Annotated in this window: 22 protein-coding genes and 2 pseudogenes; 12 read left to right on the forward strand and 12 right to left on the reverse strand. The window is 69.3% G+C overall.

Features of this window, described 5'->3' with window-relative positions:
• Nucleotides 1-4: 4 nt before the first annotated feature.
• Genes FGW37_RS30745 through FGW37_RS30755 form a run of 3 tightly spaced genes read left to right on the forward strand, consistent with a single transcriptional unit; the run spans nucleotide 5 to nucleotide 3,699 of the window.
• Nucleotides 5-1,180 carry a hypothetical protein gene (locus tag FGW37_RS30745; protein WP_179084058.1) on the forward strand — a complete coding sequence of 392 codons (1,176 nt, stop codon included), beginning with the start codon at nucleotides 5-7 and terminating at the stop codon, nucleotides 1,178-1,180.
• 9 nt (nucleotides 1,181-1,189) lie between these two features.
• The gene (locus tag FGW37_RS30750) at nucleotides 1,190-2,194 is read left to right on the forward strand and encodes an alpha/beta hydrolase (RefSeq protein WP_179084059.1); all 1,005 of its coding nucleotides are present in this window, start codon (nucleotides 1,190-1,192) and stop codon (nucleotides 2,192-2,194) included.
• Nucleotides 2,195-2,199: 5 nt separating this feature from the next.
• A complete protein-coding gene (locus tag FGW37_RS30755) occupies nucleotides 2,200-3,699 on the forward strand; it encodes a hypothetical protein (protein ID WP_179084060.1) in 1,500 nt (499 codons plus the stop codon).
• A gap of 47 nt (nucleotides 3,700-3,746) precedes the next feature.
• On the opposite strand, the gene FGW37_RS33920 is transcribed toward FGW37_RS30755, so the two are convergent.
• Nucleotides 3,747-4,250, reverse strand: coding sequence for a transposase (locus tag FGW37_RS33920; protein WP_281394910.1), 504 nt, complete (start codon nucleotides 4,248-4,250; stop codon nucleotides 3,747-3,749).
• A 64-nt stretch (nucleotides 4,251-4,314) separates the two neighbouring features.
• Nucleotides 4,315-4,842: pseudogene (locus FGW37_RS33925) on the reverse strand (transposase); the annotation flags it as partial.
• Here FGW37_RS33925 and FGW37_RS33610 point away from each other — a divergent pair.
• From FGW37_RS33610 to FGW37_RS30775, 4 genes and pseudogenes are all read left to right on the forward strand, one after another.
• On the forward strand, nucleotides 4,841-5,098 hold the full coding sequence (locus FGW37_RS33610; protein WP_246430652.1) for a hypothetical protein: 258 nt from the start codon (nucleotides 4,841-4,843) through the stop codon (nucleotides 5,096-5,098). The pseudogene FGW37_RS33925 and the gene FGW37_RS33610 overlap by 2 nt on opposite strands.
• Before the next feature lie 17 nt (nucleotides 5,099-5,115).
• Nucleotides 5,116-5,388: pseudogene (locus FGW37_RS33615) on the forward strand (macro domain-containing protein); the annotation flags it as partial.
• Between the two features lie 212 nt (nucleotides 5,389-5,600).
• The gene (locus FGW37_RS30770) at nucleotides 5,601-6,539 is read left to right on the forward strand and encodes a CAP domain-containing protein (RefSeq protein WP_179084061.1); all 939 of its coding nucleotides are present in this window, start codon (nucleotides 5,601-5,603) and stop codon (nucleotides 6,537-6,539) included.
• A gap of 397 nt (nucleotides 6,540-6,936) precedes the next feature.
• Nucleotides 6,937-11,706 carry a glycosyl hydrolase family 18 protein gene (locus tag FGW37_RS30775; RefSeq protein ID WP_179084062.1) on the forward strand — a complete coding sequence of 1,590 codons (4,770 nt, stop codon included), beginning with the start codon at nucleotides 6,937-6,939 and terminating at the stop codon, nucleotides 11,704-11,706.
• Nucleotides 11,707-11,922: 216 nt separating this feature from the next.
• Here FGW37_RS30775 and FGW37_RS30780 read toward each other — a convergent pair whose 3' ends face one another.
• The 6 genes from FGW37_RS30780 to FGW37_RS30805 all read right to left on the reverse strand — a co-directional run bounded on the left by FGW37_RS30780 (nucleotide 11,923) and on the right by FGW37_RS30805 (nucleotide 15,331).
• Nucleotides 11,923-12,240 carry a hypothetical protein gene (locus FGW37_RS30780; protein WP_179084063.1) on the reverse strand — a complete coding sequence of 106 codons (318 nt, stop codon included), beginning with the start codon at nucleotides 12,238-12,240 and terminating at the stop codon, nucleotides 11,923-11,925.
• A gap of 3 nt (nucleotides 12,241-12,243) precedes the next feature.
• Nucleotides 12,244-12,519, reverse strand: a complete 276-nt coding sequence (locus tag FGW37_RS30785) for a DUF3817 domain-containing protein (protein WP_179084064.1) — start codon at nucleotides 12,517-12,519, stop codon at nucleotides 12,244-12,246.
• 6 nt (nucleotides 12,520-12,525) lie between these two features.
• Nucleotides 12,526-12,999: a DUF2269 family protein gene (locus FGW37_RS30790; protein WP_179084065.1), complete on the reverse strand. Its 474-nt coding sequence runs from the start codon at nucleotides 12,997-12,999 to the stop codon at nucleotides 12,526-12,528.
• A gap of 106 nt (nucleotides 13,000-13,105) precedes the next feature.
• A complete protein-coding gene (locus FGW37_RS30795) occupies nucleotides 13,106-13,783 on the reverse strand; it encodes a DJ-1/PfpI family protein (RefSeq protein ID WP_246430653.1) in 678 nt (225 codons plus the stop codon).
• Between the two features lie 82 nt (nucleotides 13,784-13,865).
• Nucleotides 13,866-14,828: a GlxA family transcriptional regulator gene (locus tag FGW37_RS30800; protein WP_179084067.1), complete on the reverse strand. Its 963-nt coding sequence runs from the start codon at nucleotides 14,826-14,828 to the stop codon at nucleotides 13,866-13,868.
• Nucleotides 14,829-14,872: 44 nt separating this feature from the next.
• On the reverse strand, nucleotides 14,873-15,331 hold the full coding sequence (locus FGW37_RS30805) for a winged helix-turn-helix transcriptional regulator (RefSeq protein ID WP_179084068.1): 459 nt from the start codon (nucleotides 15,329-15,331) through the stop codon (nucleotides 14,873-14,875).
• A gap of 86 nt (nucleotides 15,332-15,417) precedes the next feature.
• On the opposite strand from FGW37_RS30805, the gene FGW37_RS30810 reads away from it, so the two are divergent.
• A complete protein-coding gene (locus tag FGW37_RS30810) occupies nucleotides 15,418-16,641 on the forward strand; it encodes an MFS transporter (RefSeq protein WP_179084069.1) in 1,224 nt (407 codons plus the stop codon).
• Here FGW37_RS30810 and FGW37_RS30815 read toward each other — a convergent pair.
• The gene (locus FGW37_RS30815) at nucleotides 16,610-17,641 is read right to left on the reverse strand and encodes a zinc-binding alcohol dehydrogenase family protein (RefSeq protein ID WP_246430654.1); all 1,032 of its coding nucleotides are present in this window, start codon (nucleotides 17,639-17,641) and stop codon (nucleotides 16,610-16,612) included. The two genes, FGW37_RS30810 and FGW37_RS30815, sit on opposite strands and share 32 nt — an antisense overlap.
• 590 nt (nucleotides 17,642-18,231) lie before the next feature.
• On the opposite strand from FGW37_RS30815, the gene FGW37_RS30820 reads away from it, so the two are divergent.
• Entirely contained in the window at nucleotides 18,232-19,398 is a 1,167-nt protein-coding gene (locus FGW37_RS30820) for a globin domain-containing protein (protein WP_179084071.1), read from the forward strand.
• A gap of 64 nt (nucleotides 19,399-19,462) precedes the next feature.
• The gene (locus FGW37_RS30825; protein ID WP_179085008.1) at nucleotides 19,463-20,059 is read left to right on the forward strand and encodes a pyridoxamine 5'-phosphate oxidase family protein; all 597 of its coding nucleotides are present in this window, start codon (nucleotides 19,463-19,465) and stop codon (nucleotides 20,057-20,059) included.
• Between the two features lie 31 nt (nucleotides 20,060-20,090).
• On the opposite strand, the gene FGW37_RS30830 is transcribed toward FGW37_RS30825, so the two are convergent.
• The 3 genes from FGW37_RS30830 to FGW37_RS30840 all read right to left on the reverse strand — a co-directional run bounded on the left by FGW37_RS30830 (nucleotide 20,091) and on the right by FGW37_RS30840 (nucleotide 22,227).
• Nucleotides 20,091-21,074, reverse strand: a complete 984-nt coding sequence (locus FGW37_RS30830) for a PASTA domain-containing protein (RefSeq protein ID WP_179084072.1) — start codon at nucleotides 21,072-21,074, stop codon at nucleotides 20,091-20,093.
• A gap of 89 nt (nucleotides 21,075-21,163) precedes the next feature.
• Nucleotides 21,164-21,913 carry an Orn/Lys/Arg family decarboxylase gene (locus tag FGW37_RS30835; RefSeq protein WP_179084073.1) on the reverse strand — a complete coding sequence of 250 codons (750 nt, stop codon included), beginning with the start codon at nucleotides 21,911-21,913 and terminating at the stop codon, nucleotides 21,164-21,166.
• 101 nt (nucleotides 21,914-22,014) lie between these two features.
• Complete coding sequence (locus FGW37_RS30840) at nucleotides 22,015-22,227, reverse strand: hypothetical protein (RefSeq protein ID WP_179084074.1); 213 nt, start codon at nucleotides 22,225-22,227, stop codon at nucleotides 22,015-22,017.
• Nucleotides 22,228-22,395: 168 nt separating this feature from the next.
• On the opposite strand from FGW37_RS30840, the gene FGW37_RS30845 reads away from it, so the two are divergent.
• Entirely contained in the window at nucleotides 22,396-22,944 is a 549-nt protein-coding gene (locus tag FGW37_RS30845; protein WP_179084075.1) for an RNA polymerase sigma factor, read from the forward strand.
• A complete protein-coding gene (locus tag FGW37_RS30850; RefSeq protein WP_179084076.1) occupies nucleotides 22,928-23,674 on the forward strand; it encodes a hypothetical protein in 747 nt (248 codons plus the stop codon). Before FGW37_RS30845 ends, FGW37_RS30850 begins: the two co-directional genes overlap by 17 nt.
• Nucleotides 23,675-23,689 lie beyond the last annotated feature (15 nt).

The following is a 23,689-nucleotide window of genomic DNA, read 5'->3' on the forward strand; positions in this document are numbered from 1 at the left end:
TGCCATGTCACCGCCCCCCAAGACCCTGCTGGTCTACACCGTTCCTTCCCCCGCGCTGTCGATCGGGACGAGCGTCAACCTCGCCCTCACCATCGAGGCTCCCGCCGACGTGTCGTCGATCCAGGAGATCACTGTGGATCTCCCCGTGGGAGAGGGAACGAACGACCTGACGAACGAACCGGGTTCCATCGTCCCCCAGGTCATCAAGGACCCCACCGACACCGTCACCTTCACCAAGGCCCGTACCCCGCGCGGACGCTACGTAGTGGCCACCGGCGAGCGCACCCGCATCGAACTGAGCAAGGGCATGAAGCTCGTGCTCAGGCTGGACAGCGTTCGCGTCAACAAGAAGACCGGCCACCCGGACATCGTCATCACCGAAAAGACGAACAACGGATCACGGCAGCACAGGATCCCCCTGTCGAAGTTCGCGGCCGGGTTCGTCTTCAAGGACTTCCGTCCTACGCGGTACCTGGTCGACCTCAAACGGGACCTGGACAAGAACGCCGAACTGCGCTGGTACATCGACAAGGCGGGGCAGAGGCCCGACGTCAGGCTCACGTGGGCCAACGCCACCGGTGCCATCGAGAGCCGTCCGGTGTCCGACGACGCCAGCGCCTCCGTCGCCGTCATCCGCGACACCGCGTTCCAACTGGCGGCCAAGCTGCCCGGCCCCGGCGGCCGTCCGCTCACGCATACGCTCAACACGTTCGTCACCGTCGCCTGGCCCCTCCTGACGGCCACCGGCCTCTCCGTGCACCACGCCGCACGCCTCTTCGCCAACCGGCACGACGACGTGCCCGGCTTCGAGGCGTACACCCAGCGGTCGGCCACTTTCAGCAGGAGCGACTCGGTCAAGCTGGCGGACCGGCGCGTCTTCCGGGCCGCAACCGACGGGTTCCTGACCGCCCGTGTGCACCACCTGACGCCGGGCACGGCAACCGCCATGCGCATCGAACTCCTGCCACCGGACGGCGACACCGGACTCCACGTCCTCGACCTCACGGGCCGGGAGGCGGAGGACCACGCCCATGTCATGCTTCCCGTTCCCCACCGCCACCGGATCGCCCTCAGTGCGACCGGCCACCGCCTGGACCGCAAGAAGACGACCCTCGGCTGCCGGCTGAACGCGGAGTGGCGTCCGATCGGCACCGGCGCACTCGAACACCTCACCGTGTAGGGAGAAGACGTGATCGCATCTCTCGAAGAGCGCTACCGGGCGAACAGCGCAAAGCTGATCAAAGACCTGGGGAGTCCGAAGTCCACCGTCAAGAAGAACGCGGAATATGTGCAGGACGCCCTGAAGCTGGCCAGGGACAAAAGACTCGAACCACGCCTGTTCCACTACGACTCCGAGGTCTTCAGCCAGTACGGCCGGGCAGTCATCACAGTGGGCACGAACCTGGAGGACGCCGAGTGCGTCGCCTTCGTCGTGCCCGGCACGACGCACTGGATCGGCACCATCTCTCAGGTGACGAAGGCGGCCCTCCACCTGTACGAGGAGTGCAAGCAGAACCCGAGGAAGGGAACGAAGAAGGTCTGCGTGCTGGCATGGATGGGGTACAAGGCGCCGGCCCGCAAGTCTTCCCCCGGATGCACGACCCAGCTCATGGCGACAGACGGCTGCAAGCACCTGATCGCGGACGTGGACTTCCTCAAGAAGCTGTTCACGGACAACAAGAAGCCGATGCCCCGCCTGACCCTGAGCGGTCACAGCTACGGGAGCGTGGTGGTCGGGTTCGCGGCACGTCAGAAGTGGTCGGAATCCCTGACCGGAGGGAGGTCGGGGGCGCAGTGGTGCGACGCGCTGGTCCTCCTGGGGAGCCCTGGTGCCGGGGCCACCACGGCCAACGGCCTGGGCTTCAACGACAGCGTCTTCGTCGGGTCCGTCGACTGGGATCCCATCAGCCTGCTCGCGGCCTACGGGACCGACCCGGCGCACAAGAAGTTCGGCGGCCGGAGGTTCAAGACGACGTGCAAGCTCGCCCCCCAGGACACCCTGATGGCGAACCACAAACACTATTTCGATGAGAAGAGCGACTCGCTCGCCAATATCGCGCGGATCGTCGTGGGCGACATCAAGGGGCTGGAAACGGTCCCGCATCGCAACTACACGTCACGGCTTTCCTTCGACTACTGGTGGTGCGACTGGTTTCCCGAAGCCGGCTTCGCCTACCCCCAGGGCTGGGGGTGAGGGCCATGGCCATCGAACCGGAGGCTCTCGCCCTGGCACGGCGCAAGCTGGGCAGCGACCTGGAGGAGAAAGAGGGCCCCGATGCCCCGGACGAGGCCGCTCTCGCCGGCGACACCGCGAAGACCTTGAGGCTCGTCTCGCGGGACGGGGCCGTGTCCTACCTGGTCGCCGACCTCGGTGGCGGGCGCTATCGGCTCTCGTCGGAGAAGGCACCGAGACGGCTCACTGACATCCCGGCCGTCAAGGAGCGGGGCAAGACACTGGACGGATGCCTGGAAGCGCTGCGCGCCGCGACCGGACAACAGACCGACGTTTCGGTGACGCGCGTTGCCGCCGCCATCGACGCCCGAGTCCCCGACCGGAAGGAAAGACCCTTCGCCCTGACCGTCGAGGGCACCGTCGCCGGCCGGCTGACGGCCCCCGGGCCCGATGAGAGCCCGCTCACCCTGGAGAAGGTGGTCCTGAGGTGCGTGATGAGCACGGAGGAACTCCAGATCACCGCCACCGCGACGCTGACCGTATCCGGCGTGGGGCTCCACGCGGAGGTATCCCTCCCGAGCACCGACTTCACCGCCCGGCTCGAAGCCGCGAAGAAGGGGCCCAAGGGAGGGGTGTGGGACGGTACCGCGTTCCCCGGAGGGGCGATCCCCGACGCCGGTATCGGCTACATCTACGCCAGCGGCAATCTCCGGGCCCGTCACTACTCGCTCGGCGTCGCCCAGCGCCGCGACGTCACCGTCCTCGACGAACCCCGCATCACCCTCGGCGGAGTCGTCTCCCAGGCGGACTTCTTCCCCAAGGAGCCACCGGCGCTGTCCCTCGTCGGCACCTTCGACACCGGGAAGGCCCACGTCACGGTCAGCGGACAACGAGTGGGCAAGGCGTGGCAGTTCGCCTTCAGCGCGGGCCCCTTCAGCGGCGAGGACTGCAATGCCCTGCTCCAGCGGCTCCGGGTCGCACCTCTTCCCCCGGCCGTCGCGGCACCGATCGTCGAACGGGTCTGGTTCGGCATCAGGACGGGAGCGCCCCACCGCGTGGCAGCGGGTTTCGACCTCGTGGTGCCGGCCGGTAACGGGGAGTTCACGCTCTACCTCGTCGCGAACAAGGCGGGGGGCACCTGGGCTTTCTCCAGCACCGCGACCCTCACCTACGCCCTCAAGGACCAACGGCAACGCAGCATCGACCTCACCGTCGAATTCGTCAAGGGACCGGAATCCGCACTGATCCTGCGCTGGAAGGGAGACAGCGGTATCGCCCTGCTGGACCTGGCCGAATCCCTCGGTACCTCGCTCGACAAGGACACGCGGGACGCCCTTGCCGCCATGCTTCCGTCCATCACCGAAGTGACCTTCGTCAGAGTGCCGAAGAAGGACTGCTCCCGCGCCTTCCTCCACCTCACGGCCTCCGTCCCCCCGCTCAACCGCCAGGCCAGCGCAGCCCTGGTACTCACCAATGCCCGTCCGGCACACCGCATCGACGCTCCGTCCCCCAGCCCCGCGGGCTGACCCGCCCGGCCGGGGCGTGTACGGAACTTTGTGTAAGTCTTCGGATTTCACCTGGCGTTGAGCCGGTCCTCGAAGACGGCGAGGTAGAGCACTTCCAACGCCGCTTGTTCCGAGGGGAAGTACCCGCGGTTGCGGGTGGCCTTCCGCAGCCGTGCATTGATCGACTCGATCAGGTTCGTCGAGTAGACAACCTTCCCTGATATCCGGCGGGAAGGCCAGGTAGGGAGTGAACTCGCTCCAGGCGGCCTGCCAGGTCCGCACGATCGCGGGATACCGCTGACCAAGCTCACCTGCGGTGAAGTCGGCCAGTGCCTGCTCGGCGGCCTGTTCCTCGGCGCGGTGTAGATCGCCTTCAACTCCGTGACCAGCTTTGCGTGGTGCTGCTTGGAGGCAAATCTCAGCGACGCAAGGATCAAGTGGATCACACAGGTCCGGACCGTGGCCTTGGGCCAGGTCGCGGTGATCGCGTCGGGCAGGCCCTTCAGGCCGTCGCAGGCGACGATGCACACGTCCTCGACCCCGCGGTTGCGGAGCTCGGAGAGCACCGTCATCTCTGGAGGCCACCGATCCGGAGCGGATCTTCACCCACAGCGCGTCGATGTAGATGATCGGCCAGAGCGGGTCCAGCGGCCTGTTCTGCCAGGTGTCGAGCTCGTCGGCGGCGGCGTCGGTGACCTTGCTGATCAGGTCCGGCGAGACCTCGACCCCGTACGTGCCGGCCAGGTGGGAGCGGATGTCGCGCACGCTCATGCCGCGCGCGTACAGCGACAGGACCTGCTCGTTGAACCCGGCCAGCCGCCGGGCGTGCTTGGGCACCAGCTGCGGTTCGAAGAAACCGTCACGGTCCCGTGGCGCCGCCAGCGTGACGGCATCGGCGTCGGTCAGCACCGTCTTCGGTGAGGTGTCGTTGCGGCTGTTGCCGGAGCCACGGCCCGCGGGATCGTGCCTCTCGTAGCCGAGGTGCTCGGTCATCTCGGCGTCCAGGGCCCGTTCCAGCACGGCCCGGGTCACCTCCGTCAGCAGCCCGCCCTCGCCCAGCAGAGCCGCTCCCGAGGCGTCGGCACGGTCCATCAGCCGCTCGACGACCTCATCCACCAGCTTGTCCTCGACGGCATCGACGGCCGGGATCTCGTTGTCGTTCATGTCCGTCTGTCCTGGCTGGTGGGACACGTCCACGGAGGTGGAACGCCGGGAGAAGCTGATCAGCTGGGGCGTGGAGGTCTACGTGACCACGGCGGGAATCCGGTTCGAGTGCGGCGAGGGTTTCCCGGCGACGGTGCAGATGGCAGAGCTCCGTTTCGACGCAGATGCCCGCACCGCGGAGCTGGTGACACACGGAGGGGGCGTCACCACGTTCCCTCTCCCCATGGGGGCTCGGGGCGTAGCGCTGGCAGCCTGAACATGGGTGGGTAAACGCTCAACACCGTGGGCCCTGTGTTTCAGGTTTCCGGCAGCGACGAATCGCTGCTGGCCTCTTGTTACCGGGAGTCCTTGCGGGTCGCGGACGAGCTGGGGGCGCGGACAGTGGCGTTCCCGGCCATCTCCACGGGTGCCTACGGGTGGCCGATGGACGACGCGGCGCGCATCGCGGTGGAGACGGTGCGGCAGGCCGAGACGAAGGTGGAGGAAATCCGCTTCGTGCTGTTCGATGAGCGCGCGTACGATGCCTTCGCTGCACAGGCGAGATGACCCGTCTCTCCGCTGAGAAATGGAATATTCCGCTGCCATCCACCTTCTTCTCCCGCCATCCGGCCCGATCCGGCTGATCCTTCCTGATCCGGTCGACGGACCGTCAGTCGGGCGTTGACCGACTGTCTATTGCACGTTCCTAGCCTCCTCGAGGTAATCCCCCCGGGCACGCCACATCCCCGGGGCCACTCGAAGCAGAGGAGCGGGCCGCCATGCAGGCGTCGACCAAGAAGTCGTTCACCAAGCCCCCGAAGAAGTCGCATATATGGGGCACACTCGCCCTGGCCGCGCTCGGCGTCGCCGCCCTGCCGGCTTCGGCGCAGGCGGCCGCGCAGGCGGGTCCGCTCGTCGGGCTCGCCGGCAAGTGCTTGGACGTCCGCGGTGGTGTCCGGGACAGCGGCACCCCGGTGCAGCTCTACGGGTGCAACGGCACGGAGTCCCAGCAGTGGATGTACGTGGAGCAGCCCGGTGAGTTCGGCGCCACGATGACGGCGTTCGGCAAGTGCCTGGACGTCGCGTCCAGCGGCACCGCCGACGGGACGCCCGTCCAGCTGTGGGACTGCAACGGCTCGGGTGCCCAGAAGTGGGTGCGCTACCAGGGTGACGTCCTGGTCAACCCGCAGTCCAACAAGTGCCTGGACGTGCGCGGCGGCAACGTGAACGACGGCACCCCGGTGCAGATCTACAGCTGCAACTACACCGCGTCCCAGGTCTGGAAGTTCTCCGACGGCGGCCAGAACCCGAACCCGAATCCGAACCCGGACGCCAAGTCGCTGCAGCGCCAGGTCTTCGATCTCGTCAACGACTACCGTGCGCAGCACGGCAAGGCGCGGCTGGAGTACGACCCGGTCGTCGAGCGCGCCGCCCAGGACTCCGCCGACGAACAGGCCCGCCGGCAGCAGCAGGGCCACTACGTCGACACGGGAGCCTCGCTCCGCAAGTACGGCTACTCCCGCCCGGTCAGGGAGACCGCCGAGAACGCGGCGGGCGCCCGCGGCTTCTGGAAGGACGCCCCGTCGGTGGTCGACGCCTGGATCAAGGAACCGACGCACGAGCAGATCATCCTCAACGACCAGCACCGGTACACCGGCATCGGCGTCACGATCGACGCGAACGGCAACTACTGGTGGGCGCAGGACTTCGTCGGCTGATCCGCCCGGCCCCCGGGCCGTGCTGGTTTCCGCGCTCGGAGGTACGCGGCAGGTGGGCGACATAGCACTGCGGTACGGGGGCCGGCAGCGGTGGGCGGTTGAGCCCACCGCTGTGACGATCCATCCGCTGTGTATCTCCTGTCGATTCGCGTTCGCAGGCTTGGTGACGGTGGTGGACGTCTGCGCGCGGGGACGACCACCGCCACCGGAACGACCGTGCGGGAGAGTGAGACAGACGATGAACGGTGCAGTGGGCTGCCGGCGAAGACGGGGGCGTGGGCCGGCCGGCTGGGCGGCTGCGGTGGTGACCTTGGTGGTCCTCGCGTTGACCGCGGGGCTTCTCCAGGCGCCGCCGGCTGCCGCACAGGATGACCAAAGTGCCGCATACCGGGCCTTGATGGCACGTTTGGACCGGCTCTACTCGGCTCCGTACCGGGGTCCGTTCCGGATCACCAGGCCGAACGTGGGCGGCCAGCCGCTGGGGGCGGAGAGCATTCTCGCCCTCGATACGGAGCCGAGGCCACGGGGTGACCGCACCACGGATATCGGGGTGATCATCCGGCCGGGAAACGCATACATCATGGGCTTCTACGTGGAGAGAGGCACCAGGCGGGACGTCTGGTATCTCAACGAGCAGTACACCCAGGAGGAAAGCAGGTGGATTGACCGCTTCACCCAGGGAGAAGGTTGCACGTGGCGGCTCGATTACAACAGCAACTACAACGAACTGCGCGGTCGGACGGAGAATTACCAGATGGGGGGCAACGGAACGGAATACAACTGGCCCCTGGTCAACCAGGCCAACATCAACCTGGCCATCGCCCAATTCCGTGGCGTGCCCACCGCCCCCGCACATAGGACAGTTACGGAGGCGGGGGGTGGGGTGATGGTGATGGCCGTGATGATCGCGGAGGCGTTCCGTGACTATGCCATCAGGACCAGGGTCATCCAAGCACTCGAAGGGGAGCCTGACCGCGATGGGAATTCTCAGGATCCCATTTCGCAGAACGACGAGTCGGCCATTCGCCGCTGGAACAGAAACAGCACCCTGGTGGCCCGGGCCAATGCCGAGGATCCCGATCGCTTCGCCCAGCTGACCGACCCCCTGTACGACGAAAACCGGCTCCGGCTCGCGGTCCTGCACCGTGGTTGTGACGGCCTCGGTCTCCGGGGGCCACGGTCGATGGAGTCCTCCTCCGAGCAGTGTCCGACGGCACGCAAACCTATCCAGGCGGCCGTCGCCATCAACGACTACGCCGACGTCCTGCTCTTCAACGGCCCGAACTACCAGCGGCTGTGGCATTCGACCGTGACGATCGGCGGCAAGAGCCGCCCCTCGTGGAGGCTGTCCGGGGCACCGGACGCGGTGAGGAGCATCTCCGAGGACGTCCCCGCGTTGCGGGGGACCGTGTTCGTCAACGGCATCGACGCCGCGATCCGGCTCCCAGGCCATCCCAACGACCTGCTCCTCTTCAGAGGTGACCAATACCTTCGTCTGTCGCTCGATAAGGCCGCCGCAAGGCAGGGGCTCCTGGGCGGCACCGTCGCCACCGGCCCGATGAAGATCTCCGAGGCGTTCCGCCCGCTCAGCGGGACCGTCTTCGCCGACGGCTTGGACACCGGAGTCGCTGTCGACGGGAACAACGCCTACATCTTCAAGGGGGACCAGTACGCCTTGGTCGGCATCGACATCGACGGGACCGGGGACAAGCTCATCAACGGTCCGAAGAAGATCGCCGACAACTGGTCGGCCCTGCGGAGCGTCGATTTCTTGAAGGATCTCGATGCGGCGTTCTACGCGCCCGTTCCCGAGATCAGATGGCGGGGTCCAACGGATACGCTTCCGGAGCCGACCATGGGGACGGTGTTCATCAAGAACGGCGCCTACGTCACCATGAAGGTCAATCCTGGCACGGTGGACGACGAGAGCCTCGACGCTGCCGGACAGATCGACACGGACTGGGGCGACGTGCGGCGGTCGGTCTTCTCGGCCGGAGAGGGTGCCCTGCGCATCCCGACCAGCATGCGCCGCCCGCCCAAGGAAATCTCCTCCGGCCAGTTCGAGGGCCTGGCGGGCAAGTGCCTGGACGTCAGGGACGGTTCCCGCGACAACGGCACCGCCGTCCGGCTCCACGACTGCAACGGCAGCAGCGCCCAGAACTGGTCGCTTCCCGGCGACGGAACGGTCCGGGCGCTGGGCCTCTGCCTGGACGCGGACCACTCCGGGAAGGAGTACGGCACCAAGGTGCAGCTGTGGGGTTGCAACGGCAGCGAAGCCCAGAAGTGGACCCGCACCGACGCCCACGAGCTGAAGAACGTCAACGCCGACCTGTGCCTGGACGTACCCGGCTCCGTGTCCGACGACGGGCGGCAGTTGCAGCTCTGGGGCTGCAACGGGAGCGACGCCCAGAAGTGGGTGCTCGACACGCCGTCGCGTGAGGACGAGCCCAGGAACGGCGGCGACGCCGGTGACCCCTTCGACGACTCCGCCGACGACCGTGGTACCAAACCCGCCTCCTCCGGTGACTGCCGCCCCGAGGGCATGACCCCGACCAAGGGCGTATCGGCCCGCTACTGCGATGTCTACGACGGTTCGGGCCGTGAGTGGGTCGGCAAGGACCGTACCCGGCGCGTCGTCGGGTACTTCACCGGATGGCGGGCGGGCACGAACGGGGATCCCAAGTACCTGGTCTCCAACATCCCCTGGTCGAAGGTGTCGCACATCAACTACGCCTTCGCCCGTGTCGACGACGACCGGATCTCCATCGGCGACCCGTCCGACGCCAAGAATCCGGCGACCGGCATGACCTGGGACGGCGCGAAGAACGCCATGGATCCCTCGCTCCCGTACAAGGGGCACTTCAACCTGCTGAACACCTACAAGAAGAAGCACCCGGCCGTGAAGACGCTGATCTCCGTCGGCGGCTGGGCGGACACGCGGAACTTCTACACCATGACGACCAACGGCGACGGCTCGGTGAACCAGGCAGGCATCGACACGTTCGCCGACTCCGTGACCGGGTTCCTGGACCGGTACGGGTTCAACGGTGTGGACATCGACTACGAGTACCCGACGGCCCTGCCCAACACGGGCAACCCCAAGGACTGGGACGTTTCCAACCCCCGCCGGAAGGGTCTCCAGCAGGGCTACAACGCACTGATCAGGACGCTGCGCGAGAAGCTCGACAAGGCCGGCTCCGACAAGGGGCGCTACTACCAGCTCACCTCCGCCGGGTCCTCGTCCGGCTACCTGGTGCGCGGGCTCGACGCCGGGCAGGCGCTGCAGTACCAGGACTTCGTCAACGTCATGACGTACGACCTGCACGGCTCGTGGAACAAGTTCGTCGGCCCGCAGGCACCGCTCTACGACGACGGAAAGGACAACGAACTGGCCGACGCCGGCATCTACGACGACAAGAAGGCCGACACCAAGGACTTCCAGAAGCACGGCTACTTCAACACCGACTGGGCCTACCACTACTACCGCGGCGCCCTCCCGGCCGGCCGCATCAACCTCGGCATCCCGTACTATTCCCGCGGCTGGCGGGACGTGCAGGGCGGCTCGGACGGGCTGTGGGGGACCGCTGCGATGCCGGACCAATCCAAGTGCCCCGAGGGCACCGGGGGCCGGGGGCCCGCCAACGCGCAGTCCTGCGGCCTGGGCGCGGTCGGGATCGACAACCTCTGGCACGACACCGAGGACGGCCGCGAGGTCGGCGCCGGGTCCAACCCGCTGTGGCACACCAAGAACCTCCAGGACGGTGTCACGCCGGGATATCTGGGGTCCTACGGGGTGAAGGACGGGAAGCTGACCGGCACCTACGCCGAGAAGTACTCGGACGCACTCGAGTCGCCCTGGCTGTGGAACGACGCCAAGAAGGTGTTCCTCTCGACCGAGAACGAGCGGTCCGTCGACGCCAAGGCGAAGTACATCGCGGACAAGGGCATCGGCGGCGCGATGGTCTGGGAGCTCGCCGGTGACTACGGCAAGCGGTCCAACGGCGAGTGGGGCATGGGCTATGACCTCACCACCCGCCTGGACAACGCCTTCAAGGGCGCGGGTGCGTACGGCAACGCCAGGGCTGGGGGACGGGCGCAGCCGAGGGAGGTGATCGACGTCAGGGCGGAGCTGGTGGAATTCCCGACCGGGAAGGACGACTTCTACCCGGTGCAGCCCAAGCTGCGGATCACCAATGACAGCAAGGTGCCCCTCGGCCGGGGAACGGAGATCTCGTTCGACCTCCCGACCTCGACTCCGCCGGTCGTGAAGGACAACGACTACAAGGAGATCAAGGGACTCACGCCCGGGCACACCGGCCCCAACGCCGGTGGTCTCAAGGGCGACTTCCACCGGCTCACGTTCAAGCTCGGCTACTGCGAGGACCTGCCGCCGGGCACGTACCGGGACATCGACCTCAAGTACTACCTGCCGATCACCGGCCCCGCGAACGTCACGTTCAAGATCGGGGACAAGGAGTTCGGCAGCACGGGTGACCGGCGCCGCGATGTCGGCGTCGTCGATCCGCCGGCCCCCGCCTCCGGGGACCGCTGCCAGGCGGCCGACTACACGAAGGGCCAGGTCTACCGGCCCGACGGCGGACGGCTCTGGCGGATGTACGACAAGGGGGACAAGGGCTGGATGTTCGAGTACGGCGACAGCCCCTCGGGCCGGCCGATGATGATCGACAACAACCCCGACCAGTCCCGTGTCCACTTGGTGGAGCTCGGTGAGTCCAACCCCAACCAGTACTGGCGGATCCGCCCGGCCGGAGACGGCCTCTTTACGATCGCCGGCGGCGACCGCTGCATGACCGCGGCCGACTCCCGCCAGGACGTCGCCTCGGTCGGCTGTGACGGACGCGCCGAACCGAAGTGGAGGCTCGTCCCGATCGCCGACAACGGCAGCGAGGGGGCACCCGGCGGCCCCCGGCACAACGGGCTGTTCAAGCTCCGCTCCGCCACCGGCGACCACGACGTCGAGGTCGCCAACGGCGCGACGGCCCGGGAGACCCACATCGTGAGCGGCGACCCGGCCGCCTCGACGGCCGCGTTCGTGAAGCACGACGGCTGGTACTGGTACGCCCAGTGGTACACCACCGTCGCCCCGGGCGAGGCCGAGTCCAACGGCGGCAAGCCCTGGAAGAGGCTCGGGCCCGCCGCCGCGTAGCGAGCCGAAGTGGCCAGGGGCCCGGCACCACGGTGCCGGGCCCCTGGAGGGGTTCGCCGTGAGCCGGGCGGCGTCCACGGACGCGGGGTGCCGACCGACGATGCGGTTGATCCTCATCAGAGGCCCCACTGACGCGGGCCGACCCCCTGGTGGGGGCCGGCCCTTGTCACAGTCCCGGCCGGGCGCCGGGTGGTTCCTGGCAGGAGTGGTGCGCTCCTAGCAGGAGCAGTGCGGAGCGGCGTCGAACCGCCACCACTGACCGGGGTTGATGGACCGTTCCCGGGCCTTGCGTGGCCGCCACGGCTGGTCGGTGTACGCGCCGGGGGCGAAACGCTCGACCGCGGCGACGATGAGGGCGTGGTGCTGACGTCGGTGCCGGGGGCGGAGGAGGTTGCCCAGTGCGTAGTAGGGCAGAGCCAGGGGACGCTCCAGCGCGCGGTCCTTCCAGGGAAGGGTGACACCCGCGCGGACGGCCAGGACCAGGACTCCCCGTTTCGGCGTGAACCGGACCGTGTCCAGGGCGGCCCGGGGCATCTGTCAAGCCCCTGGACCACGTTGGTGAGCGGGAAGCCGGTCGCCGATGTGCCGCAGCACGAGCAGCCCGCCCAGCCCCGGGATGAGGGCCCGCCGACGGGCACCCGCCGGCGAGGACTTCGCCATCTGCCAGGTGGTCGCGATGACGACCAGGTAGGCCATCCCATGTGTCGGTCCACCCAGCGCGGTGATCTCCCGCACGTGCCAAGTGAGCAGGTTGACCAGGAGCGCAGACAGGGAGACGGCTTCGACGAGGGCGGCGATCCGTAGTGTACGCACGAGTGATCAGGCCCCCGTCGTGGAGCCGGGTCGGACGATCATGAGGACGACCACGACGGCCCACAGGAGATTGAAGACGCCGGTGAGCATGCTCAGACGTGGCGCGGAGGTGGGCGGCCGGGTCTCCGCCGTGCCCCGGCACCGGGCCAGGAGGTTCGCCTGGCCCGGCAGCACGGCCAGCGTCAGGATGGCCGCAGCGATCGCGGTCAGGATGAGCGATGCGATCAGCCAGGCGTCGGCCAGGACGCCGAGCTGGGCTGCGGTGGCGATCCCGAAGACCGGCACGGCGATTCCGACGACGGCGTAGCCGCGGCAGATCCGGTGCAGGAGAGCGGCGATTCCGCCGGCGCGTACTCCCTCGTCCTCGCTGCCGGACGCGGCCTGCCGCGCGTAGCGGGGGAACAACGAGGCGGCCACCGCGACCGGTCCGAGGACCAGGATCGCCGCGAGCACGTGGATGGACAGCAGGAATTCGGTCACTCCGGGCTCCGGGGAGGGAAGGGGTGTGCAACTGGGGCCGATGGGCGTGTGCTCGGCGGGCCCCGGCGCCGGCGGGGCGCAGCGTTCGGCGCGCTCTGCGAGTGGTCTACGCGGCTCGCCAGACGGTGCCGCGGCGTTCGTACTCGAGTACCTCTTCGGCGAACAAGGCGGCCTCGGGTCCGTAGAGGCGCTCGAAGAGCCACAGCGCGAGATCGATGCCGGAGGTGACGCCGCCGCAGGTGACCAGGTCACCGTCGTCGACGACCCGGCCGGGGACCATCCTTCCGCCCTGCGCCTCCAGGTCCTTCTTGGCGATGTGGTGGGTCGTGCAAGGCCTGCCCCTGGTGATACCGGCAGCGGAGAGCAGCATCGTCCCGCTGCACACCCCTGACAGGATCAGGCCGGGGCGCTTCGCGGCGGCCAGAGCCTTCGGCAGGACGCCACGGCGGATCTCCTCGTCCAGCCCCGAACCCTTCCCGTAGCCGCCGCCGGGCACCACAATCACATCGGCGGACCGCGGTGCCCACCGGTCCCGCACGTCGATCCGCATGCCGGCCGATGTGATCACCGTGCGCGGGCCGTCGGCGGTGACGAAGCTCTGTTTGATCTCACGCTGGTCTCCGGTGATGCCGAACACCTCGACCGGGCCCGCGAAGTCCTGCTCCTCCACACCGTCGTACAGGACGGTGTGTACGCGAAGCGGCGTGCGGTGCGGGGCGGCAGCCGCCGCCGGGCCGGCGGCGGCAGCGCCGAGGCCGAGTCCCATACCGGTCGCTGCGGCCATTCCGGAACGTAGAAGATTCCTTCTGTGCATGCCGATCAGTCTGGTGCGGGGCGGAGTCGGCGAACAGTGGCAGGAATGACTGTCAGGCGTAAGATACGGCCACCTTGAAGGTCGCTCGGTACGACTTCGGCGTGGTGCCGATGTGCCGGGTGAAGTGGTGCCGCAGGGTCTCGGTCGACCCGAAGCCCGCTGCGGCGGCGACCCGGTCCATCGGCAGGTCGGTGGTCTCCAGCAGCTCTCTCGCCCGTTGCAGGCGCCGGTTGAGCAGCCACTGCAGCGGCGTCGTGCCGGTGTGGGCGCGGAATCGCCGTGCGAGGGTGCGGGGGCTCATGACGGCCTGTGCGGCGATGTCGGCGACGGTCAGCGGCCTGTCGAGGTTGTCCTGCATCCACTGCATGGTCGGGCCGAGGTCGTCGGCGTCGCCGACGGGGTCGCTGTACTCGATGAACTGAGCCTGACCGCCGGCACGCTGCGGCGCCATGACGATCATCCGTGCGGTACGGGCCGCCGCGGCCGCGCCGAGGTCGCTGCGCACCATGTGCAGACACAGGTCGAGCCCGGCGGCGATGCCGGCGGAGGTGAGGATCCGGCCGTTGTCGACGAACAGGACGGAAGGATCCACCTCCACGTCCGGGAAGTCCCCTGCCAGCCGGTCGGCGAACATCCAGTGCGTGGTCGCCCTGCGCCCGTCGAGCAGGCCCGCCGCCGCGAGGACGAACGCCCCGGTGCAGATCGACGCCACGCGCGCGCCCCTGGCGGCCGCGTCGCGTATCAGCCCCAGGATCCGGGGGCTCGGCGCCCGGTCCGGCCTGACCCCGGGAACGATCACCGTGTCGGCGTCGCGCGCGTCGTCCAGGCGATAGCGCGACGAGATCCGGAAGGGCTGCTGAGCGCCCGCGGACGCCGTGACCGTCCGCTCGGCACAGACCCTGAGCTCATAGGCCGGGGTGCCGTCGGGCCGCCGCGCGAGTGCGAACACCTCGCACGGAATGGTCAGGTCGAAGGCTGCCACGTCGTCGGGCGCGAGGATCGCAACTACATGCATTCGCGGAGCTTACGACCTTTGAGAGTGCGTTGAGCTCTCGGTTTCTAGCGGGCCTTCCGCACATGGGTGCTGTCGGCGTCGACGAGGGCGCCGTCGGCGCCGGTCGGCGCGAGGCCCGGCACGGGGTTGCCGTCCTGGTCGACAAGGGTGGAGTGGGTCTCGCCCGGGTCGAAGGCGTGGCGTTCCCCCCACTGCCGCAGGGTGAGGATGACCGCGAAGAGGTCGCGTCCGGCGTCGGTGAGCACGTATTCCCGGCGGCGGCCCGACGGCGCGGTGCGCTGGACGAGGAGCCCGTGAGCGGCGAGCTTGCGGAGCCGGTCCGTGAGGATGTTGCGGGCGATGCCGGTGCGTCGCTGGAACTCGGTGAACGACCGTGCCCCGTTCATCGCGTCACGGACGACCAGCAGGCTCCACCTGTCGCCGACGAGGTCGAGCGTACGGGCGACGGGACAGTCGGGGTCGGTCCAGCCGGAGTTCGGGGCGCACGCGGTGGTACGCGGCATGACACCTCCCGATGGGTTGCAGATTGAAACCATCATGCCGTACCGTCAAAACGGTTGCAATCTGCTACTGATTGGGATGGGGCGCAATGAACGTGTGGCGGCGTTTGCTGCTCGCGGTGGTATGCGGTGTCGCGGTGGCGAGCATCTATGCCGCGCAGCCGGTTCTGGAGCCGATGGGACACGATCTCGGCCTGTCGGCGGATCTCTCCGGGTGGATCGTCTCGACCGGCCAGTTCGGCTACATCGCAGGGCTGTTGCTGCTGGTGCCGCTCGGCGATGTGGTGGCCGACAGGCGCCGGCTCATCGCCGTGCACCTGGCGGTCACCGCGGCGGGCATGACCCTCACGGCCACGGCGTCGGCCGCGTGGACGGCGTTCCTGGGGCTCGCGGTGGCCGGGGTGTTCGCGGTGGTGGTGCAGACCACGGTGGCCTACGCCGCGTCGATCTCGCCGCCCGCCGAACGCGGACGGAATATCGGTGTCGTGACCTCGGGCGTCGTGATCGGCATCCTGGGCGCGCGGGTCGTCACCGGCGCGCTCGCCGACGTGTGGAGCTGGCGGAGCGTCTACGCCGTGCTCGCGGCGCTGTCGGTCGGGCTCGCGGCCCTCGTCCTCGCCGTACTGCCGCCCGACGAGCGCCCCGACGGACACGCGGGTCCGGGGTACAAGAAGGCCCTCGCCTCACTCGGCGGGCTGTTCACGGAGCGCCTCTTCCTGACGCGCGGGCTCATCACGTTCTTCCTCTTCGCGTCGTTCGGAACCCTGTGGAGCGGAGTGGCCCTGCCGCTGGCGGACGCGCCGTGGCACCTGAACGAGAGTCAGATCGGTCTCTTCGGCATCGCGGGCCTCGCCGGTGGGCTCGGCGCGGCCCGCGCGGGACGGTGGGCGGACGCGGGGCGGGCGATCCCGGTCAGCGGTTGCGCGCTCGTCCTGCTGGTCGCCTCCTGGGCGGCGATCGGGCAGCTGACGTGGGCGCTGTGGCTCCTCGTCATCGGAATCATCGCCCTCGACTTCGCCGTCCAGGCCGTGCACGTGAGCAACCAGCACATGCTCACCTCCGCGCACCCGGACCGCCTCAGCACCGTCATCGGCAGCTACATGGTCTTCTACTCGCTCGGCTCCGCCCTCGGCGCGGCCGCGACCACCTCCCTCTACACCTCCCACGGCTGGGCGGGCTCCAGCCTCCTCGGGGCCGGCTTCGCGGCCTGCGGGCTGATCGTCTGGGCGGTCAACCGGAGGCTGCCGGTCGGTGGCGCGCACGTTCCGACGGAGGAAGTACTCAGTCCTCGACGAGGACCGCTACTCCGGTGACACGGTCTGCGGCCAAGTCCGCGAGCGCGTCATCGGCTCTGCTCAACGGATAGCGCTGTACGTGCACCACGGGGCGGTGCTGCGCCGCCTCGGCAAGGTACGCGCGTCCGTCGGCACGGGTATTGGCGGTGACGCTGCGCAATGCGCGCTCCTGGAAGAGGTGCCGCTGATAGTTCAGGGGCGGGACGTCCGTCAGGTGGATACCGGCCACGGCGAGCGTGCCACCGCGGTCGAGGGCTGCCAGCGCGACGGGAACGAGGTCGCCGACCGGTGCGAAGAGGATCGCCGCGTCGAGCGGCTCGGGCGGAGCGTCGTACGCCCCCGTCGCGGAAGCGGCCCCGAGGTCGAGCGCCAGGCGGCGCGCTTCCTCCGCTCGGGTCATCACGTGGACGGTGGCGCCCCTGGCCAGGGCGAGCTGGGCGGTGAGGTGGGCGGAGGCGCCGAACCCGTAGACGCCCAGGCGCCCGCCGGGTGGCAGCGCGGCACGCTCCAGGGCCCGGTAGCCGATGATCCCCGCGCACAGCAGGGGCGCGAGCTCCTCGTCCGGCGGGCCCTCGGGCAGGTGATAGGCGTAGCGGGCGTCGACGACGGCGTGCCGTGCGTAGCCGCCGTGGACGTCCCATCCCGTGTAGCGCGAGTACGGGCACAGGTTCTCCCGGCCCGCCCGGCAGTACCGGCAGGTGCCGCACGTACCCGCCAGCCAGGCGGCGCCCACCCGGTCGCCCGGCGCGAAGCCCTCGGCCCCGGGCCCCGTGGACAGCACCCGGCCCACGATCTCGTGGCCCGGGGTGCATCGCGGAACCCGTGGCGCCAGGTCGCCCTCGGCGAGGTGCAGGTCGGTGCGGCACACGCCGCAGGCCCGTACCCCTACGAGAATGCCTGTGGGCCCCAGCGGTTCGAGGGGGCGTTCCACATACCGCAGCGGACGCTCGGCAGCCGGTGCCGTGCGGTCGACCACCCACGCCGGCGTGGTCGGCCTGTCATCCGCTCCGTTCGGCACCTTCGGGCTCCTCCCGCCGGACCTCCGACCCACCCGTCCCATGGTGCGCCGCCGCAGCCCTCCCTGCCAGCCGGAGCGAGCAGGTGCAAAAGGGCAGGACCACGCGTTCGTGATCAGACCGGGGCACGGGTGCACCTTTCGCTGATGCGGACCGGTGCGCCGAGCGACCCCGGTGCCGCCGGGGGCGGTTCGATATGTGCCTTCAAGTCATCACACCGATCATTTTCAGCCAGCGTGGTTCCACAAGATCTCGCACCGACTTCTATCGGATGCGGCTCTTCCTCACCTCGTGAACCTCCCTCAAGATCGGGGGGCATCCGGAAGCGGCTGGTCCGCTTCATCGACTTCCCACTCCGATGAGGACTTATGCCGGCCCCACTCGACTTCCTTGCCGCTCGCTCTCGACCGAGATCCGCTGGGGGAGCGCTGGACCGTTGAGATTCCGGATCGGTCGCCCGAGCAGCACGCCCGCACGCACGGCTCCGGAGTACCCGGAGTACCCGGAGTACCCGGAGTACCCGGAATACTCGGAATACCCGGCGCCGGTCCATGGCGTCCATACCGGCCACGCCGACCATGGCGTCCATGCTGTGCATTCCGGAGGACCGGAGACCGTCGAAGCGCCGTTGTCGGACCACGAGATAGCCCTCATCAGGACATCCCTCTCGGTGGTCGAACCCCTCGCAGGGGAGATAACGGTCTACTTCTACGCGGTCCTGTTCGCCCGCTACCCCGAAGTCCGTCCGATGTTCCCGCACGGCATGGACGCCCAGCGCGATCGCCTCCTGCGCGCGCTGCTGCGCATCGTGGATCTGGTCGACGACCCCGAAAACCTCGTCCGCTTCTGCGGGCATCTCGGCCGCGATCACCGTAAGTTCGGCACCGCCGCCGCGCATTTCCCGGCCGTGGGCGAATGCCTCCTCGCCGCGCTGGCCCGGTACGCGGGTTCCGCGTGGACCCCGGAGATCTCCGCGGCCTGGGCGAAGGCGTACGGCGCGGTCGCGCAAGTCATGATCAGTGCAGCCGAGGAGGACGAGGCGCTACGGCCCGCCGTGTGGCCCGCCACGGTCGTGCACCGCATCTCGCGCGGCCACGGCATCGCCGAAATCACCGTACGTCCCCATATTCCCTATGAGTACGCCGCAGGCCAGTACGTGAGCGTCGAGACTCCGTGGTGGCCCAAGCGGTGGCGCTACTACTCCGTCGCCAACGCGCCTCGCGAGGACGGCACCCTCACCTTTCACGTGCGCGCCGTGCCCGGCGGCTCGGTCAGCGAGGCGCTGGTGCACCGGGCGGTGGTGGGGGACGTCATCCGGCTCGGGCCTCCGATGGGCGACATGGTCCTGGACGCGGCCGACCAGGGCGAACTGGTCTTCGTGGCCGGCGGCACCGGTCTCGCCCCGGTCCGCGCACTCATCGAAGAGGTCGCCCGCCGTGGGGGATACCGGCAAGTGCACCTGTTCCTCGGCGCCCGGACCGGGGCCGAGCTGTACGGGGTCGACGACATGCTCCGGATGGCCCAGCGGCACCATTGGCTGACCATCAGGGGCGCGGTCTCCGACGAGTACATTCCCGGAATCCGTGGATCCCTGCCGGACGTACTGGCCGAATACGGGCCGTGGTACGAGCACGACGTCTTTCTCAGCGGCCCGGCCCAGATGGTCGCCTCCGCCAAGGAGATGCTCACCCTCAGCGGCACCCGGCCCGACCGCATTCATCACGACCCCTTCGAGACCCCCGTCCTGTCCGCTCCCTGAGCCGCGCCTCCCCCTCCCCCCTTCCAATCCGATCTGTCACCTGCCAGGAGACCCCTTCGTGACCATGCCTCCGCCGCCCTTCGGATCAGCGGGTGAACACCAGCTGCAGCAGCACATGGGCACTGCGGACCGCGCCGCCCGGTTCTACGATCAGCAGGTGCGTCGCCATCTCACGCCGGAGATGCAGGAATTCATCGGTCGCCAGGCCATGGTCTTCCTGGCCACCGCGGACTCCCACGGGGAGTGCGACGCCAGCTTCCGGGCCGGGCCGCCGGGTTTCGTCCACGTGATCGACGCCCAGACGCTCGCCTACCCCGAATTCCGCGGCAATGGTGTGCTGGCCAGCGCAGGCAACATGATCGAGAACCCTCATCTCGGCATGCTCTTCGTGGACTTCACCCACCATCACGTGGGGCTCCACGTCAACGGCGTCGCCCACCTCTACCACGACAGCGACCTCCGCCGTCTCCGCCCCGGCCTGCCCACCGACGTCGCGCCCGGCCGCAGTCCGGAAATGTGGGTGCACCTCACCGTAGAGGAGGCCTATATCCACTGCTCCAAGTACATACCCCACCTGATACCGGCCCCCCGCCCCGCCGGCCGCGACGTCTCCCGCCCCAAGGACTCGGACTACTTCACCCGGCCCCACGCGGCCTACTGAGGGACACCGCGGTCTGTGCCCTCTCCGCCCCTCAGCACAAACGGGTGTGGCGGCAGATGATCCGGCCGCCGCCGTGGGAACCGCCGGATGAGCCGCCGGAGCCGCCGGAGTCGTCCAGGCGGGGAATCCCGTCCGGGAAGGCGGTGTTGCGGTTGCGATCGCCGGGGAAGGGGTCACGGTAGTCCGGATCGCCGTCGCGGTCCCGGTCGGGCAGGTCGACGGACGTGCCGTTGCCCCGGTCGGGCTCCGGGCAGCCGTTGCCCTTGGACGACAGGTAGAGCGTCACCCGTGTGCCGCTCTCGACCTTCGCGCCCTCGGCCGGGTCGTGCGCGCACACCCGCCAGTCGTCGTACTCGCCTTCGCCGGGCAGCTTGTCGTTGCGGTACGCCTTGCGTGCCTCGATGCGTCCGGCGGGGACCCCCAGGGCGATGGCCTCGGCGCGGGCCGTCCGCCACGTCTTCCACACCAGTTCGGGCATCGTGGGCCACGGTATGGGCCGGCCGTCCTCCTTCGGGCACGGGGCGTCCTTCGGCACGACGCCGAAGTCGAGCGTCGGCTTCGTGCCGATCGGCCGGCCGGTCTCCTGGAAGCAGACCGTCCACGACGTACGGCCCCGGATGAACTTGTTCTTCTCGGATGCGTCGTGAGAGTTCACGACGAAACCGGCCTTACGGGCCTTTCCGTACGCGACGTCCAGGTTCTGGCCGCGGTAGTCGGCGGCCGGCGGTCGCGTCGGCTCCGCGGTGCCCGGCGCGGCGGAGGCGGAGGCGGCCGCCGCACCGTGCTGCGTTCCGCGGGACTGCTTTGTGCCGACCGCCTTCGCGTCCGCCGCGGTGTCCCGAGCGGTTTCCTTCTGTTGATCGGACAGGTCGGGCAGGACGGCGCCCAGTACGGCCACGGCGGCGACCGCCGTGACGATCTTCCGGCGCTTCGACCATGGGGTGCGCTGCCGGGATGCGTCCTCCGGGTCGTGCGGCGGGTCGGACGGTGCCGGGGTGGTCTGCGGGCCAGGCATGGCGGCGCCCTTCGAATTCGCGCAATTGTGCGGGCGTATCGTACACAGCCCGTGGCGAGTTCCGGCCCGGCCCCGGTCCGGCCCGTGGCTCAGCGATCCTCGGTCGGCCGAACGACCACCTTGACGCTCTTGACCCCGGGATCCGCCGCGTCCGGGACCACCATGCCCGCCTCCACTCCGGTCCGCAGGTACTGCAGGACCTCCGTGCCGAGCCGCTCGCCCGGCACGGCTGCGGGGATGCCGGGCGGGTAGGGGGTCAGCATCTCCGCCGCGACGCGGCCGGCCGCCTTCTCCCAGGGCACCAGTTCGGTGCGGCCGAAGAACGCGTCGCGCGGCAGCATCACCTGCTCCAGACGCAGCTCTACGGGGTCGGGGACCTCCGCGGACGGAGGGTGGGCCAGGTGCAGGTCCGGATCCCACTGGGGATCCACCCAGACGGGCCGGATGCCCGCGAGCACGAGGCCGGAGACCACCGACTTGTGGGCGTCGCGCCCGATGATCAGTTCCTGGTGGGGTCCGGCGACGGCGAGCATGGCCGCTTTGACGGACAGGGAGCTGCCGCAGGTGGAGAAGAACGTGTGCTCGGCACCCACGGCATCGGCCATCAGCGCCTGGGCCCGTTCGAGAACGTGGTGGGAGGAGCTCCGGTCGTCCAGCCCGCTGGTGGCCAGGACGTCGCTGGTGAACACCGCGTCCCCCAGCGCCTCCCGCACGCGTGGGTCGGCTCCGCGGCCCTGTTTGTGGCCCGGGGGCGTGAACGGCACCTGCCCGGTCTCGTGGTACGCGACGAGAGCGTCCAGCACCGGTGCGCAGGAGTGGTCCGGGGAAGCGTGGTCCATGGGGCTCCGGTTCCCCGCGAACGGCCACGGGGAAACAGGGCCGGTCCCGGCCCCCGGGCTCGGGGGGCCCGGGGGCCGGTGGGGCTCGGGGCGTGGCAGGGTCAGGAGCCGAAGACGAAGTGCAGGGCCGTCACGGCTGCCGCCAGCACTCCGGCCAGCACCGTGATCAGGACCGATGACGTCAGCAGGTACGCGCTGCCGAGGCTCGCCGTCGTGCCGTTGACGAGCGCCACGACCTCCGTGGGGCTCGGGCGGCGCTTCGGTCCGGCGGGACCGCTGCCGTCGGGGTGTCGTGTGCCGGTACGGCGGCTCATGAGGGCCTCTCCTTCGTCGGGGCTGTCATCGAAGAAGGGGCGGAAGGCGCCCGTCCCGTGCAAGTTCCGTAGCCGGACGCTGCCGAAGAGCGGCCCCGGCGGCCTTTGCACGCCATCGCCCCCTCAGGGACCTATAAGGGTGTGGACCGACCCGGAGGAGGTGGCTGCGTGAGCGTGAGCCCCCGAGGAGATCACGGGGCCTTACCCGCCGAGTTGCCGGTTTTCGCCGCTTTCTTCAGGGCGGAGTTTCCACGAGTCGTGCACAGCCTGATGAGAGCCGGGGCGACCTATGAGGAAGCCGAGGATGCGGTGCAGGACGCCATGCAGGAGCTTCTGCGTAAAGGGCCGGGCTGCAAGAGCCCCGCGGGCTGGGTCCGGACGGTCGCCTGGCACGCGTACTGCAAGAAGGCCGAGCGCAATCGCAGGCGACTGGCTCTGGAATCGCAGAGCGCCCGCCTGTCGGGACCGGCGTCACCGGACCGCGCCGAACCGGACGAGCACGAAAAGGTGCTGGAGATCCTGCACGGACTCCCGCCCCGGCAGGGGCAGGTCCTGGCCCTGCACCTGGACGGATACTCCGCGCAGGAAACCGCTGAACTCCTCAGCGTGAAGGCGAGCACGGTCCGCAGCAATCTGCGGCACGCGATCGCCACGGTGCGCAGCCTGCTGGACGACTACGAGGCACAAGAAGGAGGTCCGCGTGTCCGCAAGGGATGAGCGGGGTCTCGCAACACGCAGGACCCGGCCGGGGGCCGCCAGAGATGCCACGCCGTGCGTGCACCCGGCCTTCGAACGTTTTCTCCGCACCGTCCGGGCCGACGTCGAGAGGCGGCTCACCCCGGACGTGGTGGAGGAGCGCCTGCAACGGCTCGTCGGGGCCGCGACGGCGGCAGCACCGGATGCGAGCCCCGCCCGGACGGCCGACGCCTCCGGCTTCGCAACCCGGGCCGGCTGGGCCGCCTACGGCTATCACGTCGTCCATCTCTGGCTGCTGGCCGTCGCGACGGCGGGCCGCCCCGGTGTCCGTCTCCACCGGGACGACGTCGACGCGCTGGCAGTGGAGACGGCGGCGCGGGCGCTGAGCAGTTTCCGTGACGGGGCGCAGCAGCCGGTTCCGGAACCGCAGGCAGCCGTACCGGAATTGAAGGCGGCGTTCCTCACCGAGTGCGTGCGGCACCTGCCCTATGCCGACCGGAGCCGCCACCTCATGGCCGGGCAGGACTCCTTCGACGAATTCCAGGACACGGGCGCATCCGGTCTCGTCGGTGCGCTGTGGGATTGCGCGACCACCGAGCAGGCGGAGGAGCTGCGTCGCGTGGCCGGCGACGACGAGGAGGCGGGCGACACCGACGAGATCGTCACTTTGACGCCCATCGCCATCCGCGCCGCGGCCCAGCGGTACCCGGAGGGAGTGCCTCCGGACCGATGGCCTGATCTCCTCTCCTGAGCGCACCACCGGACG

This window comes from Streptomyces rectiverticillatus (assembly GCF_013394065.1).
GTDB classification, from domain to species: domain Bacteria; phylum Actinomycetota; class Actinomycetes; order Streptomycetales; family Streptomycetaceae; genus Streptomyces; species Streptomyces rectiverticillatus.

Excerpts from the sequence above, each read along its gene's own strand:
- FGW37_RS30745 (WP_179084058.1), top strand. The coding sequence starts at position 5 with ATGTCACCGCCCCCCAAGACCCTGCTGGTCTACACCGTTCCTTCCCCC.
- FGW37_RS30755 (WP_179084060.1), top strand. The coding sequence starts at position 2,200 with ATGGCCATCGAACCGGAGGCTCTCGCCCTGGCACGGCGCAAGCTGGGC.
- FGW37_RS33920 (WP_281394910.1), bottom strand. The coding sequence starts at position 4,250 with ATGACGGTGCTCTCCGAGCTCCGCAACCGCGGGGTCGAGGACGTGTGC.
- FGW37_RS33610 (WP_246430652.1), top strand. The coding sequence starts at position 4,841 with ATGTCCGTCTGTCCTGGCTGGTGGGACACGTCCACGGAGGTGGAACGC.
- FGW37_RS30770 (WP_179084061.1), top strand. The coding sequence starts at position 5,601 with ATGCAGGCGTCGACCAAGAAGTCGTTCACCAAGCCCCCGAAGAAGTCG.
- FGW37_RS30775 (WP_179084062.1), top strand. The coding sequence starts at position 6,937 with ATGGCACGTTTGGACCGGCTCTACTCGGCTCCGTACCGGGGTCCGTTC.
- FGW37_RS30780 (WP_179084063.1), bottom strand. The coding sequence starts at position 12,240 with ATGCCCCGGGCCGCCCTGGACACGGTCCGGTTCACGCCGAAACGGGGA.
- FGW37_RS30795 (WP_246430653.1), bottom strand. The coding sequence starts at position 13,783 with ATGGCCGCAGCGACCGGTATGGGACTCGGCCTCGGCGCTGCCGCCGCC.
- FGW37_RS30800 (WP_179084067.1), bottom strand. The coding sequence starts at position 14,828 with ATGCATGTAGTTGCGATCCTCGCGCCCGACGACGTGGCAGCCTTCGAC.
- FGW37_RS30805 (WP_179084068.1), bottom strand. The coding sequence starts at position 15,331 with ATGCCGCGTACCACCGCGTGCGCCCCGAACTCCGGCTGGACCGACCCC.
- FGW37_RS30810 (WP_179084069.1), top strand. The coding sequence starts at position 15,418 with ATGAACGTGTGGCGGCGTTTGCTGCTCGCGGTGGTATGCGGTGTCGCG.
- FGW37_RS30825 (WP_179085008.1), top strand. The coding sequence starts at position 19,463 with ATGCCTCCGCCGCCCTTCGGATCAGCGGGTGAACACCAGCTGCAGCAG.
- FGW37_RS30830 (WP_179084072.1), bottom strand. The coding sequence starts at position 21,074 with ATGCCTGGCCCGCAGACCACCCCGGCACCGTCCGACCCGCCGCACGAC.
- FGW37_RS30835 (WP_179084073.1), bottom strand. The coding sequence starts at position 21,913 with ATGGACCACGCTTCCCCGGACCACTCCTGCGCACCGGTGCTGGACGCT.
- FGW37_RS30840 (WP_179084074.1), bottom strand. The coding sequence starts at position 22,227 with ATGAGCCGCCGTACCGGCACACGACACCCCGACGGCAGCGGTCCCGCC.